The sequence below is a fragment of the Massilia sp. BHUDP2 genome (assembly GCF_046236355.1).
GTDB classification, from domain to species: domain Bacteria; phylum Pseudomonadota; class Gammaproteobacteria; order Burkholderiales; family Burkholderiaceae_D; genus Telluria; species Telluria varians.
Genome location: NZ_JBJUVW010000002.1, coordinates 1,054,742 through 1,070,521 on the forward strand (window position 1 = coordinate 1,054,742; position 15,780 = coordinate 1,070,521).

Sequence of the window (15,780 nt, forward strand, 5' to 3'; positions counted from 1 at the left end):
AACAACATGACGACAGTATTCGACAACCCGGGCGTGCTCACCGACGTGAATGCGCGCCACCTCGACGCCCTCGAATCCGAGGCCATCCACATCCTGCGCGAGGTGGCCGCCGAATGCAGCAACCCTGCCCTGCTGTTCTCGGGCGGCAAGGATTCGGTTGTCCTGCTGCGCCTGGCCGAAAAGGCCTTCCGCCCGGGTAAATTCCCCTTCCCGCTGGTGCACATCGACACCGGCCACAACTTCGACGAAGTGATCGAATTCCGCGACGCTAGAGTCGCGGAACTGGGCGAGCGCCTGATCGTCGGCTCGGTCGAGGAGTCGATCCGGCGCGGCACCGTGCGCCTGCGTAATCCGCAGACCGATTCGCGCAACGCGGCCCAGGCCGTGACCCTGCTGGAGACCATCGCCGAACACGGTTTCGACGCCTGCATCGGCGGCGCCCGCCGCGACGAGGAAAAGGCGCGCGCCAAGGAGCGCATCTTCTCCTTCCGCGACGAATTCGGCCAATGGGACCCGAAGGCCCAGCGCCCGGAACTGTGGGACCTGTATAACACCCGCGTCCACCCGGGCGAGAACATGCGCGTATTCCCGATCTCGAACTGGACCGAGCTGGATGTGTGGCAGTACATCGCCCGCGAAAAGCTGGCCCTGCCCCCGATCTACTTCGCGCACGAGCGCCAGGTCATCCCGCGCAACGGCCTGCTGGTGCCGCTCACCCCGCTGACCCCGGCCCGCGAAGGCGAGCAGGTCGAGACCCGCACCGTGCGCTTCCGCACCGTGGGCGACATCTCCTGCACCTGCCCGGTGGCGTCCACCGCCAGCACGGTGGAGAACATCATCGCCGAAACCGCCGTCACCGAGGTGACCGAACGCGGCGCGACCCGGATGGACGACCAGACCTCCGAAGCCTCGATGGAAAAGCGCAAGAAGCAAGGATATTTCTGATGAACGCCATGACCGATAACCTCAATCAAAGCGGCATGCTCCGCTTCATCACCGCCGGCTCCGTCGACGACGGCAAAAGCACCCTGATCGGGCGCCTGCTGTACGACAGCAAGGGCATCTTCGCCGACCAGCTGGCCGCCGTCTCGCGCTCGAAGCACAAGCGCACCGTGGGCGACACCATCGACCTGTCGCTGCTGACCGACGGCCTGGAAGCCGAGCGCGAACAGGGCATCACCATCGACGTGGCCTACCGCTACTTCGCCACGCCGAAGCGCAAGTTCATCATTGCCGACACCCCGGGCCACGAGCAGTACACCCGTAACATGGTCACCGGCGCCTCGACCGCCGACGCCGTGATCATCCTGGTGGACGTCTCGAAAGTGAAGCTGGGCGACGACGGCAGCGTGACCCTGCTCACGCAAACCAAGCGCCACTCGACCATCGCCAAGCTGCTGCAGATCGAGCACGTGATCGTGGCCGTCAACAAGATGGACCTGGTGAACTACGACCAGACCGTGTACGAGCGCATCGTCGCCGCCTACGGCGAGTTCGCCCGGTCGCTGGGCCTGAAGGACGTGACCGCGATCCCGCTGTCGGCACTCAGCGGCGACAACGTGGTGCTCGCCTCCGAGCGCATGCCCTGGTACCAGGGCCCGACCCTGATCGAGCTGCTCGAAGGCCTGTCGGTCTACGACGAATCGCACGCCGCCCCGTTCCGCTTCCCGGTACAGCTGGTGGCGCGCCACAACGGCCACGAAGCCAACGACTTCCGCGGCTACATGGGCCGCATCGAATCGGGCAAGGTCTCGGTCGGCGACAAGCTGGTGGTGCAGCCTTCGGGCCAGCAGGCGACCGTCAAGGAGATCGTCACCTTCGACGCTTCCCTGCAATCGGCCGTGGCCGGCCAGTCGGTCACCCTGCTGCTGAACGAATACCTGGACATCTCGCGCGGCGACCTGCTCGCCAGCGCCGAGCAGCCGGCAACCCAGCTCAAGCAGGTAGTGGCGGACGTGTGCTGGATGTCGGACGAGCCGCTCGATGCGCGCCGCAAGTACTGGATCAAGCACGGCACGCGCCAGACCGCCGCCAAGGTCAAGCAGTTGGACAGCATCCTGGACGTCAACACCCAGCAACGTCATGCGGCAGAAGGCCTGAAGCTGAACGACATCGCCACCGTGCAGCTCTCGGTCCAGCAGCCGCTGGCGGCCGACGCCTATTGCGACAACCGCGCAACGGGCGCCTTCATCCTGATCGACGAAGTCACCCACCAGACCGTCGCAGCGGGTATGATCCGTCTGGATCAATAAGCGAAGGAAGCGTATGGCGGCACTGGGGAAAGTCTATCTGGTAGGAGCCGGACCCGGTGCCGCCGACCTCATCACCGTACGCGGCGCGCGCCTGCTGGAGCAGGCCGACGTCGTGCTCTACGACGCCCTCGTCACGCCCGAGATGCTGGCTTTGTGCCGCCAGGCGGAGCTGATTTCCGTCGGCAAGCGCTCGGGCCAGCGCTCCACCGCGCAAACCATCATCAACCAGCAGCTGGTCGAATGCGCCGGCAAGTTCCGGCAGGTGGTGCGCTTGAAAGGCGGCGATCCGATGCTGTTCGGGCGCGCCGACGAAGAACTGCGCGCGCTGGAAGCGGCCGGCATCGAGGTCGAAGTCGTCCCCGGCATCACCACCGCGGTTGCCGCCGCGGCTGCGACGAAGCAGCCGCTCACCAAGCGCGGCGTGGCGCGCAGCGTCGCCTTCTTCACGTCCAGCACCGCGCCGGACCAGCCCGATCACCCGGCCCTGCCCGAGACCGACACCCTGGTGCAGTACATGGGCGGGCGCGAAGCCGCGGCCACCGCCGAGCGCCTGCTGGCGGAAGGGCGGCGGCCGGACCTGCCGGTGGTGGTGGTGGAGAATTGCAGCCGTTCGGACGAACGGATTTTGCGCCTGACTTTATCTGACCTGGCCCGCGGCCTGGAGCCGGGGCATGGGCCGGTGCTGGTGATGCTCGGCGAGGCGCTCGCCAAACGCGAACATCAGACGTAGGGCGTGAACTCGATCCCGTTCTGGATCGCCCCGATCACCTGCGCCTGGTTCTCGGCGCTCTCGCTGAAGAAGGCCAGCACCTGCTCGCGCGGGGTGTGCAGCTCGGTCAGCGCCTTCATCCAGTAATCGTAGCCCGCGCCTTCGGCGCTCCGGTGCAGCACGTTGTTGTACAGGAGTCCCACGAACTGCGCGTCGCTCGCGTTGGCGCCGTACAGGCTCTTGAATTCGTCGCTGCCGGCGAAGCCTGCCGCCACCTGCTCCAGCGTCACGCCCGCATCCATCATCTTGATCCAGTAGCCCACGCCCTCCTTGTCCGGCGCGCGGTCGAAGGCTGCCCGGTACAGGCGGTAGGCCTGGCCGGCGGTGCCCTCGATGTCCAGCGCCACCGAGACGTCGGCGAACTTCAGGCGCTCGACGTTCACCAGCGTGTCGGTGCCGCCGGCGCCGAAGCGATCGACGACGGTCGTGCCGGTCGCGGTGCGCGTGATGTCGAACAGGCTCTTGTAGCTGCCATACTCGATCGTGTCGATGCCGCCCAGGCCGTCGATTCTCTGGTTGCCCGCCATTGCCTTGATCAGGTTGGCGCCATCGCTGCCGCTCACCGTGGGAACGATGGAGGAGCCGCTGCCGGTGGTGGTGCCGGTGCTGCCCGAACCCGTGGATGGCGTGGGGGCCGGAGCCGGAGCCGGAGCTGGAGCCGGGGCCGGGGCCGGGGCCGGGGCCGGGGCCGGCGCTGGAACTGGGGCCGGCGCTGGAGCCGGGACTGGCTCCGGCGCCGTGCCCGTCGCTGGCGCGGAGACCATCGGCGGCGACTCGATCCCGGCCAGCACGCGGGCCTCGACCTGCACCGTCCCATCGGCCTGGGTATCGATCCAGGCGGCGGCGAATCCGCCACCCGCGAGTGCGCTCAGGACCGGGTTGGCCTGGTCTCCCTGGCGCATTTCGTTGATCCCGAATTCGCGCGCATCGAGTGCGCTGCCGTCGGCGGCGAAGCGCCGGCCGAAGACGCCGTTGCCGTCGAAGTCGCCGCTCCCGCTCTGCCATGCGACCAGGAAGCCGCCGTCGGCCAGCGCGACCGTGCTGGCCTCGAAGCGGCCGCCGCCGGCGTCCAGGTTGGCCTGCGTCATGTCGCCCAGGCGATTGCCGGCGGCGTCGAAGCGCTGGAAGAAGATGTCGCTGCTCGCGAACCCCCACGGAGAGTTTGCATAGCTGTCCCAGGTCACCACGAAGCCGCCCCCGGCCAGCACGGTGACGCTCGGCTGCGGCGCCGCCGTGGCGATGCTGGCGGCCAGCCCGTCGCCGCTCACCAGGATCGTCGCGCCGCCGGCCTGCGCGGCGTAGACGTTGCCGTCGCCCAGCTCGCCCCAGGCGACGACGTAGCCGCCGGCGCCGGCGGCGATGCTCGGGCTGAAGGCCGTCCCCAGCGTGCCGTAGACCTGCTCCGCGCCAATCGGGTTGCCGTTGGCATCGGCGCTGCGCACGTGCACCTGGCCGCCGCTGCGCCAGGCGATCGCAAAGGAGCCGTCGCGCAATGCGGTCACGTCGGGCATGGCCGTGTCAAGGCCGGCGGCGCCGACGACGACTTCGGCGCCCGGATTGCCTCCGGCGTCGAGGACGCGGTAGGCGATGCGGGTGCCCAGGCCGTCGGTGCTGGTGTAGGCCACCACCGAACGGCCGTCCGCCAGCGCGGCCACCGCGGGCGCGCCTTCCACGGCGCCGTCGCCGGTCGAACTGATGGCGATGACCTGCCCTTGTGCGGCGCCGCTGGCGCTGCGCAGCTGCCCGACCACGCTGCCGTTCGGCGCCTGCCAGACCGCGATGAACGCGCCGGTCGACAGCGTCGCCAGTTCGGGATTGGCGGAAGGCGCCGCCGCACCGAGGGCGAACTCGCTGCCGAACCCGGCCAGGTCGCGCGAGCTGCCGGCTTCGACGCTGTACACCAGGGTCTCGGCGATGCCCTTGCCCGGCAGCGGATTGCCGTAGCCATCGATCTGGTAGCGGTCGTAGTAATGCACGGTGACCGCCACGCCGCTGCCGGCGGCCGGCAGCAGCGCCGCGTCATTGAGGATCAGGCGCGCCGTGGTGTCGGTCGCCGGGTTGTAGGAAATCGAGAACAAGCCAGGCACCGACTGGCCATCGATGACCCAGCGCCCGCCGGTCGGCAGGCCCCAGTCGATCGGGGTCAGCGTGGCGGCGAGCTCGCCGCTGCGCAGGGTGGTGAACAGGACATCGCGGTCGTCGAGGATGCCGACTGGGGCGTAATCGGTGGTATCGGTGCTCATGGGCGGCAGGTTTCTGAAAGCTGGCCGCGCGGGCGTGCGCGGCACTGAACAGAAACGATGATGCCCTACGGCAACCAGTATTTAAAGACGGAAATTAAATTCCATGCGGCAATGCGACTAAAAACCAACGTAATATTGCCGGTTTTGCCAAGTCTCTTAGTGCTTTGCCAGCACCGAACTGGACAGGACGACAAAAATGCTTTAGCCAAGCGCGCGGATGCAATAGTCGGTCATGGCCGCCTGCACCTGCGGATCTTCGCCGATCGCGCCGGCCACCTCCAGGCGCAGGCCCGGATGCGCGGCGCGAATGCCGTCCGCCAGCTGCGGCAGGTCGCGCAGCAGGTGGCCGCCCTGGCCCAGGAACACCGGCACCACCGTGATCTCGTCGACGCCCTCGCCCACCAGCGCGTCGATGGCGGCGGGCAGGCGCGGTTCCATCAGTTCGAGGAAGGCCAGGCGCACGGGTACGCCAGGCAGCCGGGCCTGCGACTGCTCGCGCAGGCGCTCGAAGGGCGCGGCCCAGGATTGGGCACGCGCGCCATGTGCAAACAGGACGAGTGCGCGTTTCATCAATGTCTTTCCACCCACATCAGGGCGCCGATCGCCAGCAACAGGAACAGCAGGCTCGGTGCGGCCGCCGTGAAGAAGGCCGGCAGCGCGGTCAGGACGCCCAGGTTCGAGAACAAGGCGTTCAGCAGCAGGAAGCCGACGCCGATCATGATGCCGACAAAGATCTTGAGGCTCACGCCGCCGCTGCGCGTGTGCAGGTAGGCGAAGGGCAGCGCCAGCGCCATCAGCACCAGGATCGACAGCGGATCGATGAGCTTCTTCCAGAACGCCACCTTGAAGCGACCGGTCTCCTGGCGGTTTTCCGCCAGGTGGCGCGTGTAGACGGCCAGTTCGTTGGCCGACATGCGCTCGGGGTCGGAACGCGACACCGACAGGATCTTGGGGGTGATTTCCGAGGCCAGGTCGAGGCTGTCGAGCTTGCGGGTGGCGACGGCGGAGGTGTCCTGGCCGAAGGTGGCGGCAATCGACTGCCCCTGCGGCACCGGCGTACCCGGCGCGGGCAGCACGCGGCTGTTGGAGAACATGGTCTCGGTGACACCAAGCAGGCGCCAGGTATTGTTGCCGCGGTAGCTGCCGCTGCTGGCGGTGATCAGGGCGCGCATGCGCATGTTGGCGTCGAATTCGTACAGGCGCACGTCGACCAGCTGGCCGTCGGAACGGACCTGGCGCACGTTGAAGAAGCGCGTGCCGATCACCGGGCCCTTGACGCCCTCGGCATGGATGCTGTCCTTGGTCCACATGCCCGAGCGGAACTCGGCCGACATGGTCGAGCCCTTCGCCGCCAGGCGCACGCGCTCGGCCATCGGCGCCGTGCGCGGCGTGATCAGCTCGCCGAAGATGAAGGTGATCAAGACCAGCACGAGGCCGACCTTGAACAGCATCCAGCCCGCCATGCGCGTCGACATCGAGGAGGCGCGCATGATGGTGAACTCGGAGCTCGAGGCGAACTGCGCCATCGTGTAGATGGTGCCGATCAGGGCCGCCACCGGCATCACCTGGTAGACGTTGCCCGGCACCAGCAGCAGCACGTACATCACCGCATGCTCGAATTCGTAGCCGCCCTTGCCCACCGAAGGCAGCTCGGCGGTCAGGTCCATGAAGGAGATCAGGGCGAGGAAGGCGACCGCCACGAAGGCGACCGCCTGCAGGATGTTGACCGCGAAATAGCGTTGCAGGATGCTCATTCGGCCTCCGCCTTCGCCAGCGGCTGGGGAGCCGGGGCCTTGCCCTGCCCGCGTCGGCGGCGCTTCCAGGCGCCCAGCAGCGCCAGCGGATGCCAGCGGTGGTTGACGTTCAGGCGCCAGGCGAACAGCACCGCCACGGTGAGCGCGGCGGCCAGGTGCAGCGGCCACCAGGCCATGTCGAATTCGAGCCTGCCGCGCTGGACGCTCTTTTCCATCATCTTGTTCAGGTTCAGGTAAGTGAAGAAAATCAGCAGCGCCAGGATCATGTTGGCCGAACTGCCGGCGCGCGGGTTGACGAAGCCGAGCGGAATCGCCAGCAGCATCAGCACCAGGCAGATGACCGGCGCCGAGATGCGCGCCAGCAGTTCGGCGCGGGTGTACTGGTTCTCGACCTGCAGCAGCACCGCGGTGGGCAAGGCGTTGGTGGGCGTGTCGGTGCCGAGCACCGGCACCCGGGTGGCGACGCGCATCTTGTAGCGGTCGAACTCCATCGACTGGAAGTCGGCCTGCCCCGGGGTGCCGGAATAGCGCCGGCCATTGCTCAGCACCAGGTACTGGCCGCCCTTGGAATCCGACTCGATCACGCCTTCCTTGGCGACGACGACCGAGGTATTGCCGTTCTTGTCCTGCGAATTGACGAACACATTCTGCACCACGGTGGCGCCGGTGGTGGAGCGTTCGACGAAGAACACGCGGTCGGCGGACGAGGATTCGCGGAACTGGCCGGGCGCCACGCGCTTGAGGTCTTCGCGCTTCTGGAAGCGCTCCACGAACTCGGCGCGCTTCAGCGCGGCCCATGGCGCCGCCACCAGCGACAGCGCGGCCACCACGGCCACGATCGGCAGGCCGAAGGTGAGCACGGGGCGGATCCAGCGCATCAGCGAGGTGCCGGAAGCGAACCAGACGACCATCTCGGAATCGCGGTAGCTGCGCGTGACCGCCGCCAGCACCGAAATGAAGACGGTGAGGGTCAGGATGGTGGGAAGGTAATTGAGGATGGCGAAACCGATGAGGGCCAGGACATCGCTTGGATCGACCTTGCCGCCGGCGGCCGTGCCGAGGACTTTGATGAGCGTCCAGGTGACAAGGATCGTGAACAGCACCGTAAAGGTGGCGCCGGCCGAACTGGCCAATTCACGTTGCAGGGCGCGTCGAAAGATCATTCAATAATAGCTATAATTGCAGGTTAGGCACATGAGTATGCAAATGCGCCGCGAAATCAAACCGGAGAACCAAAAATGGACTTTAGCATAAAAGCATTCGACACCAAGACCACCCTGGCCGCCGCGAAAGCCGGCGTGGTGGCGGTTGCCGTGTTCGAAAACAAGACCCTGTCGCAGGCTGCCAAGGCCCTGGATGCCGGCGGCGACATCACCGCGGCGCTCAAGTCCGGCGACATCAGCGGCAAGGCCGGTTCGACCCTGCTGCTGCGCGGCGTGAAAGGCGTCGGCGCGGCACGCGTGCTGCTGGTGGGCATGGGCACGGCCGATGCCTTGAGCGAAAAGAACTACAGCACCGCGATCGGCGCGGCCCTGAAGGTATTCGCCACCCTGGGCAGCCAGGATGCCATTATCGCATTCCCGCTGGCGGATGTGAAAGACCGCGACGTCAACTGGGCGGTGCGTGCACTGGTGATCGCCGCCAATGAGACCGAACACAGAACTGATACCCAGAAGAGCAAGAAGGATCCGGCCCTGGCAGGCGTGCGCAAGATCGTCATCGCCGCCGACGCCGCCAACGCCGCCACCCAGCTCAAGGGCACCCTGGCCCAGGCCGTCGCCATCTCGAACGGCATGGCCCTGACCAAGGAACTGGGCAACCTGTCGCCGAACGTCTGCACCCCAACCTACCTGGCCAACACTGCGCGCCAGCTGGCGGACGAGTATGGCTTCGAGATCGAAGTCCTGGAGCGCAAGCAGCTCGAGGCGCTGAAGATGGGCAGCTTCCTGTCGGTGGCCAAGGGCAGCGACGAAGCGCCGAAGTTCATCGTGCTCAAGCACATGGGCGGCAACAAGAAGGATGCCCCGACCGTGCTGGTCGGCAAGGGCATCACCTTCGACACCGGCGGCATCTCGCTCAAGCCGGGTCCGGGCATGGACGAGATGAAGTACGACATGTGCGGCGCCGGCTCGGTGCTGGGCACCTTCCGCGCGATCGGCGAGATGAATCTCAAGCTGAACGTGATCGGCATCGTGGCGGCCTGCGAAAACATGCCGTCGGGCCGCGCAAGCAAGCCGGGCGACATCGTGACCTCGATGAACGGCCTCACCATCGAGATCCTGAACACCGACGCCGAAGGCCGCCTGATCCTGTGCGACGCCCTCACCTACGCCGAGCGCTTCAAGCCGGCCGCCGTGGTCGACGTCGCGACGCTGACCGGCGCCTGCATCGTGGCCCTGGGCCACCACACCAGCGGCCTGTTCACCCGCCACGACGACGCGCACGACGCGCTGGCCCAGGAACTGCTGGACGCCGGCAAGCAGGCCGGCGACGTGGCATGGCGCTTCCCGCTGGGCGAGAACTACAACGAGCAGCTGAAGTCGAACTTCGCCGACCTGGCCAACATCGGCACCCCGGGCGCGGCCTCGATCACCGCGGCCTGCTTCCTGGAGAACTTCACCCGCAAGTACACCTGGGCCCACCTGGACATCGCCGGCACCGCCTGGAAGTCGGGTGCGAACAAGGGCGCGACCGGCCGTCCGGTGCCGCTGCTGACCACCTTCCTGATGAACCGCGTGTAAAACGCAGGGCGCTCCGATGAAATATTCTTTCATCAGGGCGCCAGGGTGAAATATTATTTCACCAAGAAAAACAGCCCCGCATGCGGGGCTGTTGCATTTTATACCTTAAAAAACGGCGCTCTGGACCCGCTCGGCCGCCGCCAGTTCCTCGGGCGGCTGCGCCGGTGTCATCAACACGGTGAGGTTGGCGGGATACGACCAGCTGGCGCCCGAATACTTGTCCACCACGAATCCCATGCCGGCAGTGATCACCACATTGCCCATCAGGCTCATCGCATCGGGGCGCGATCCGAACGCTTCCTGCCCCATCCCCAGGCCCGCCTTCTTGCAGCTGACGACCAGGGGTTCGGCGCTGCGTGAGATGGTGACGCGGCCGGGCGCCACTACGAACCAGCGCCCGAGATTATTGCTTAGGAGGCAGCCCACCCCGCCGACTTCCTGGTAATCGAGCACGGCGTGCAGTTCGACCTGTTGCTGCAGGGGCGCATCGGACACGGTGGCACAGCCTCCCAGGACGAGCGGTGCGAACAGGAATGGGAGGGAAAAGCGGGAAAAACGCGACATGGGGGGCCTGCCAGAAATACTGTATGCCCCATTAACGGCAGGCAAGAGCGTATCCTGAAGGGCAGGACGCTATTCGTCCCCGATGACGGAAAAGCGCGGCACGGCTACGCCCTCGACGCTGACGGTCTCGAAGAAGGCGGCGCGCGGACGCACCCAGACGGCGCCGTCCTTGCCGCGGTAGACCATCACGGGCGTGTGGTCCGCTTCCATGACGGCTTCGCAGACCAGCTCGTAGATGCCGCCCTTGTAATGGCGGTAGCGCCGTGCCGCCGCCAATTCAGGCCTTGGTCTCTTCCAGCGTCTTCTGCTTCTTCTTGAGGCCCTGGATGACCTTCAGCACGCCTTCCATGCCGGCGGCTTCATCCAGCTCGCTGAAGGCGTCGAGCACTTCGTTGAGCACGCGGTTGCGCACCGCGGCTTCGTCCTGCGTGACCGCAGGCTTTTGCTCGCCTTCCTTGGCGAACTTCGACGGCGCCTCGGCCGCCGCCTTGGCGCCGTGCGTCAGGGCAGCCTGCCAGATCACCCAGCGGCGCTGGGTTTCATAGACGAGGTATTCCTCGGGCTTGTCTTCGCGGCGGCGCGTGATGTGGCCTTCGCGTTGGGCCCACGCTTCGAATGCATTGCGCATTTCAGTCCTTTGTAAATCGGCGTTCGGGTTCATTTGCTATCGAAAAAACAAGGTTTCGAATAGTACCATTTTGCACCTTGCCAACATGCCCGCACGATTGAGCGTGCATGTAGCAACCGAACTTGTTTTCCAGGTGTGCAAATAGTACAGCGTTAGTTGCTGTAACGCAATTATTATATTCCACACAGAAACAGTGTTAAATGCTTTGGCGCTAGTTTAATTCTTTTGCGAACATTTTTACAGCCCGCACGGCATGTATTTGCCAACTTCTTTATTATTATATTAAGTTATTCTAGCATAGCGCCTTGCACGACACACAATATTAGTGGCTCTTTTATAATAATTGCTGCGTGACCAGCATAAATACAACTGTCATATCATCGGCTTGTCTTGACCCTTGCGAGGGCGACGGCACCGCTCCGCCGGAAATTCACCTTTAGCTGCTTGCGGCTAGCCGAAGAGCTTGTCGTCGTAAGTTCCAACGCATGTTTTCAACGGGTCTTTGCGCTCGAGAAAATGTGATGCGTAAGCAGCCTTCACCCGGTTTAGAGCACTGGCACTCAACTTCGCAATCTGATCCTTCGCGGTTGCGCTACCCAGCTGCGCGGCGGCCATATAGCACGCCAGTGCATTGGCGGGAATGACACCACTCTGATTCCTGCTGCCATATATGTAAGCAAGATTCTCCATGGCGTCAGCATTTCCAGCAAGGGCCGACGTCCTGAACCACCTATACGCCTGGCCCAGGTTTGCCTCAACACCAAACCCATTCAACAGAGCGAAGCCCAGTTCATTTTGAGAGTACGCATCATCGCTTTCGGCAGCAGCCGTGAACCACTTGGCAGCCTCTTTCCGATCCTGGCCTACGCCATCGCCGTCACGGTAGCGCTGACCCAGGGCCCGGTTAGCGCTGACGTCTCCACTCAAGGCGCGCCGCTTCAGGTCGCGCAGTTCATTCGACTCTTTCATGGGACCAGCGGCAACTTTGCCAGCGTGTCTCGGGAAGGAACCGGGGTCGGCAGCCACATTGAAGGAAGCCATAGAAAGTGGCAAGAGGAGCGTAGCAGAGAGCAAGAATTTCATATCGGGTCAAAGGCTGAGAAAGATAAGCAATTTACCAATTAAATTTCTTTGGCGCAATATATTCAACTTCCTTGGCTTGCGTCGTGCGAGCCTTCTCGCTGCGGGCGGTCGACGGCGGCCGCAGGGTGAGCTGATCAGGTATGATGCGGCCCGATGTTCGTCGCTTCCTGGCTCAACAGCAGCTTGTCGCCATGACTATGGGTAGAGCAATCCCAGCTACCTGCGACCTTCCGAAACCCGCCTGCATACTGACTTGTAATCAAAATGAAAATAGCCACCTGGAATGTCAATTCGCTGAAAGTCCGCCTCCAGCACCTGCTCACCTGGCTGGAAGCCAATCCGGTCGACGTCCTGTGCATCCAGGAGACCAAGCTCACCGACGACAAATTCCCGCTGGCCGAGATCAATGCCGCCGGCTACCAGGTCGTTTTTGCCGGGCAGAAAACCTATAACGGCGTGGCGATCCTGTCGAAGCATCCGATCGAGGACGTCCAGAAGGGCAATCCCCATTTCGAGGACGAGCAACAGCGCCTGATCGCCGCGACCATCGCCGGCATGCGCATCATCTGCGCCTATGTGGTGAACGGACAGGAAATTGGCAGCGACAAATTCGCCTACAAGATGGCCTGGCTGGAAGGCCTGCGCACCTGGGTGGCCGAGGAAATGCGCAGCCATTCGCAGTTGGCCGTGCTGGGCGACTACAACATCGCCCCGGAAGCGCGCGACGTGCACGATCCGAGCGAATGGGAAAATCACATCCACTTCACCCCGCCGGAACGCGCGGCGCTGCAGGAACTCATGGCGCTCGGCCTGACGGATGCCTTCCGCCTGTTCGAACAGCCGGAGAAGCAGTACAGCTGGTGGGACTACCGCAACCTGGCCTTCCGCCGCAACCGCGGGCTGCGCATCGACCATATCCTCCTCACCGAGGCACTGGCGAAACGCTGCACCGCCTGCCACATCGACCGCGAGACGCGCAAGTGGGAGCAGCCGTCGGACCATGCCCCCGTCGTGGCGACCCTAGGCGACTGAACCGTCCAGCAGCCGCGCCGCCTCCAGGGCCGGCAGCGGCCGCGCGAACAGGTAGCCCTGCGCGAACTGGCAGCCGTAGCCAGCCAGCAGCGCGAGCTGCCCTTCGGTCTCGACGCCTTCGGCCACCACCGACAGCCCCAGGCTGTTGGCCAGCGCCATCACCGCTGCCACGATGGCGCGGTCTTCCGCACTGGCTTCGAGCTCGCGCACGAAGGCGCGGTCGATCTTGATCTTGCGGACCGGGAAGCGCTTCAGGTAGGCCAGGCTCGAATAGCCGGTGCCGAAATCGTCGATCGACAGGCGCATGCCCATGCCGTTGATCTGGCGGAGGATGTCGAGCGTCTGTCCGCCATGCTGCATCAGCGCGGTCTCCGTCAGTTCGAATTCGACCAGCGCGGGGTCGATGCCGGTCTCGCCGACGATGCGGCGGATCGAGGACACCAGAGCGTCGTGCATGAACTGGCGCGCCGACAGGTTGATCGCCAGCGGCACCGCAAGCAAGCCCTGGCGCTGCCAGGCGATGCACTGCTCGCAGGCGCTCTGGACCACCCACTCCCCCACCGGCACGATCATTCCGTTCTCTTCCAGGATCGGGATGAATTCGTCAGGCCCCACCACATTCTCTCCGTTGCGGCGCCAGCGCAGCAGCACTTCCAGCGCGTGCAGGCGGCGCGTGCCGGTGTCGACGATCGGTTGGTAGTGCAGCTCGAATTCCTCGCGCGCGAGCGCCCCGCGCAGCTGCGATTCCAGCTCGAAGCGGCGCGCCGCCGCCTGGTTCATGCGCTGGTCGAAGAACTGGTAATTGTTGCGGCCGGCCGCCTTGGCGTGGTACATCGCCGCGTCGGCATGGCGCATCAGGGTGTCGACGTCCTTGCCGTCGTCGGGGCACAGGCAGATGCCGATCGAGGGCGTGATGTGCAGGCTGCGACCTTCGAGCGGGAACGGCGCTGCCAGCAGGTCGATGATCTTGTCTGCCACCTGGGCGCAGTCGCGCGCGCCGCCGACCTCCGGCAGCAGCACCACGAACTCGTCGCCGCCCAGGCGCGCCACGGTGTCGCTGTCGCGCACCGCCGTGCCCAGGCGCCGCGCGACCTCGCGCAGCAACTGGTCGCCAGTGGCGTGGCCGAGCGAGTCGTTGATGGTCTTGAAGCGGTCGAGGTCGAGGAACATCACGGCCAGCCGCCCTTTGCCATCCTTGGCGTTGCGCTGGGCCGCGCGCAGCGCGCACTCGAGCCGGTCGGACAGCAGCGCGCGGTTCGGCAGGCCGGTCAGGCTGTCGTGGTAGGCCATGTGGTGCACCCGCGCCTCGGCCTGGCGCCGTTCGGCGATTTCTTCCTGCAGCAAGGCGTTGGCCCCGGCCAGTTCGGCGGTGCGCTCGGCTACCCTGATCTCGAGCTCGTCGCGCGCGCGCCGGATCGCGTCGGCCGCCTCGCGCCGCGCGGTGACGTCGTCGATCAGCCAGACGCTGCGCCCGCTCTTCTGTTCGGCATCGAACAGGCGGCCCGACAGGCGCGCCCAGAACCGCGTGCCGTCGCGCCGGGCCATCAGGTATTCCGCCGTGTGCACCTGCCCTGCGCCGAAGCTGCGCGCGGTGTCGAGGCGCGCCAGCTTCCAGCTGGCCTCGTCCGGGTACAGGGCGCGCACCGGGGCGCCGTCCATGCCGCCGGCGGGGCTGCCGAACAGCTCTTCCATCTTGCTGTTGCAATGCAGGGTGACGCCGTCCTCGACCACCGCGATGCCCAGCACCGCGTTGTCGAGGATGGCGCGGTTCTCCATCAGTGCATTGCGCAGCTGGATCTCGTCGTGACGCTCGCGGGTGCGGTCCTCGAACAGCCAGATCGTGCCCAGTCCCGGGTCTTCCGGATTGAACAGGTAGCCGTTGAGCTGGCCCCAGATACGCGAGCCGTCCTTGCGCACCAACTCGGTCTCGGCGCGGTAGGGAATGCCGCGCGCCAGCTGCGGGTAGGCGGTCGCGCCGAAGTCGTGCCAGGACTGGTCGTCCGGGTAGACGATGCGGGTCGAGCGGCCCAGCGCCTCGCCGTCGCGGTAGCCGAACATCCTGGCGAAAGCCGGGTTGTAGCGCTGGATGATGCGGTTGCGCGTGTACATGATGCCGATCGTGGCGTTCTGCATGATCGCCTGCACCTCGAACAGCGTCTGGCGCACCTCGGTCACATCCTCGGCGATCCAGATGGTACCGGCCTCGCGCGCGCCGGGGTCGACCGCGCGGCCGCGCAGGCGCGCCCACATGATCGAGCCGTCGCGCCGGCGGAAGGCTTGCTCGCCCTTTTCGTACAGGCCGCCGGCGGCCAGCACCGGATAGGCTTCCGCCACCAGCGCCTGGTAATCGTCGGGGGTGAGGAAGATGTCGGCCGGACGCAGGCCGCACATGTCGGAGTAGGAATAGTCGAGCATCTCGCAGATGCGCGGATTGCAGGACTTGAACTGGCCGGGCAGCGTGAAGACGATGCCGACCGGCGCGTTTTCCAGGATGGCGTGCTGGTCGCGCAGGGCGATGCGCAGCATCTCGTGTTCAAGATCGCGGGCGTCAGGCGGCAGGGCCTGGTCAGCAGGGGCGTCGCCTGCTCCGAGCTGGAGCTCGCCGGAGTGTCGGTCCATGGTTCGTGATTGTCTCTCGGCTAACTTGCCAGTTAGAAATCATAAACCACAAAGCCTTCTTGTTCCAAAACTAAGAGACACAAAAGATGGGCCGT

Annotated in this window: 14 protein-coding genes; 5 read left to right on the forward strand and 9 right to left on the reverse strand. The window is 65.4% G+C overall.

The genetic code is table 11. The features are described 5' to 3' along the window. The first annotated feature begins 6 nt into the window (after window positions 1–6). The 3 genes from cysD to cobA are packed head-to-tail and all read left to right on the forward strand — an operon-like array spanning window position 7 to window position 2,982. Complete coding sequence (gene cysD / locus ACK6C6_RS15375; RefSeq protein ID WP_209588727.1) at window positions 7–945, forward strand: sulfate adenylyltransferase subunit CysD; 939 nt, start codon at window positions 7–9, stop codon at window positions 943–945. Continuing rightward, complete coding sequence (locus ACK6C6_RS15380; RefSeq protein ID WP_409268013.1) at window positions 945–2,252, forward strand: sulfate adenylyltransferase subunit 1; 1,308 nt, start codon at window positions 945–947, stop codon at window positions 2,250–2,252. The genes cysD and ACK6C6_RS15380 overlap by 1 nt, the downstream gene beginning before the upstream one ends. 13 nt (window positions 2,253–2,265) lie before the next feature. Continuing rightward, a complete protein-coding gene (gene cobA, locus ACK6C6_RS15385) occupies window positions 2,266–2,982 on the forward strand; it encodes a uroporphyrinogen-III C-methyltransferase (protein ID WP_209588729.1) in 717 nt (238 codons plus the stop codon). On the opposite strand, the gene ACK6C6_RS15390 is transcribed toward cobA, so the two are convergent. The 4 genes from ACK6C6_RS15390 to lptF form a co-directional block, all read right to left on the reverse strand. Then, window positions 2,973–5,264 (reverse strand): DUF4214 domain-containing protein, encoded by a 2,292-nt coding sequence (locus ACK6C6_RS15390; protein WP_409268015.1) that lies wholly within the window; start codon window positions 5,262–5,264, stop codon window positions 2,973–2,975. The two genes, cobA and ACK6C6_RS15390, sit on opposite strands and share 10 nt — an antisense overlap. A gap of 201 nt (window positions 5,265–5,465) precedes the next feature. Continuing rightward, window positions 5,466–5,834, reverse strand: coding sequence for a sirohydrochlorin chelatase (locus tag ACK6C6_RS15395; protein ID WP_409268016.1), 369 nt, complete (start codon window positions 5,832–5,834; stop codon window positions 5,466–5,468). Further along, window positions 5,834–7,018: an LPS export ABC transporter permease LptG gene (gene lptG / locus ACK6C6_RS15400; protein WP_036216346.1), complete on the reverse strand. Its 1,185-nt coding sequence runs from the start codon at window positions 7,016–7,018 to the stop codon at window positions 5,834–5,836. The genes ACK6C6_RS15395 and lptG overlap by 1 nt, the downstream gene beginning before the upstream one ends. Then, window positions 7,015–8,181, reverse strand: a complete 1,167-nt coding sequence (gene lptF / locus ACK6C6_RS15405; RefSeq protein WP_036216344.1) for an LPS export ABC transporter permease LptF — start codon at window positions 8,179–8,181, stop codon at window positions 7,015–7,017. The genes lptG and lptF overlap by 4 nt, the downstream gene beginning before the upstream one ends. 75 nt (window positions 8,182–8,256) lie before the next feature. Between lptF and ACK6C6_RS15410 the strand changes: the two genes are divergently transcribed. Further along, window positions 8,257–9,759 (forward strand): leucyl aminopeptidase, encoded by a 1,503-nt coding sequence (locus tag ACK6C6_RS15410; RefSeq protein WP_409268019.1) that lies wholly within the window; start codon window positions 8,257–8,259, stop codon window positions 9,757–9,759. 105 nt (window positions 9,760–9,864) lie between these two features. Here ACK6C6_RS15410 and ACK6C6_RS15415 read toward each other — a convergent pair whose 3' ends face one another. From ACK6C6_RS15415 to ACK6C6_RS15430, 4 genes are all read right to left on the reverse strand, one after another. After that, window positions 9,865–10,323, reverse strand: coding sequence for a hypothetical protein (locus ACK6C6_RS15415; RefSeq protein WP_409268021.1), 459 nt, complete (start codon window positions 10,321–10,323; stop codon window positions 9,865–9,867). Window positions 10,324–10,392: 69 nt separating this feature from the next. Continuing rightward, entirely contained in the window at window positions 10,393–10,599 is a 207-nt protein-coding gene (locus tag ACK6C6_RS15420) for a DUF1653 domain-containing protein (RefSeq protein WP_409268023.1), read from the reverse strand. A gap of 1 nt (window position 10,600) precedes the next feature. After that, window positions 10,601–10,951, reverse strand: coding sequence for a hypothetical protein (locus ACK6C6_RS15425; protein ID WP_027866250.1), 351 nt, complete (start codon window positions 10,949–10,951; stop codon window positions 10,601–10,603). Between the two features lie 450 nt (window positions 10,952–11,401). Continuing rightward, window positions 11,402–12,034, reverse strand: coding sequence for a tetratricopeptide repeat protein (locus tag ACK6C6_RS15430; RefSeq protein WP_409268024.1), 633 nt, complete (start codon window positions 12,032–12,034; stop codon window positions 11,402–11,404). A 264-nt stretch (window positions 12,035–12,298) separates the two neighbouring features. Between ACK6C6_RS15430 and xth the strand changes: the two genes are divergently transcribed. After that, window positions 12,299–13,066, forward strand: a complete 768-nt coding sequence (xth, locus tag ACK6C6_RS15435) for an exodeoxyribonuclease III (RefSeq protein WP_209588737.1) — start codon at window positions 12,299–12,301, stop codon at window positions 13,064–13,066. Here xth and ACK6C6_RS15440 read toward each other — a convergent pair. After that, on the reverse strand, window positions 13,055–15,685 hold the full coding sequence (locus tag ACK6C6_RS15440) for an EAL domain-containing protein (protein WP_409268026.1): 2,631 nt from the start codon (window positions 15,683–15,685) through the stop codon (window positions 13,055–13,057). The genes xth and ACK6C6_RS15440 overlap by 12 nt on opposite strands. Between the last annotated feature and the right edge of the window lie 95 nt (window positions 15,686–15,780).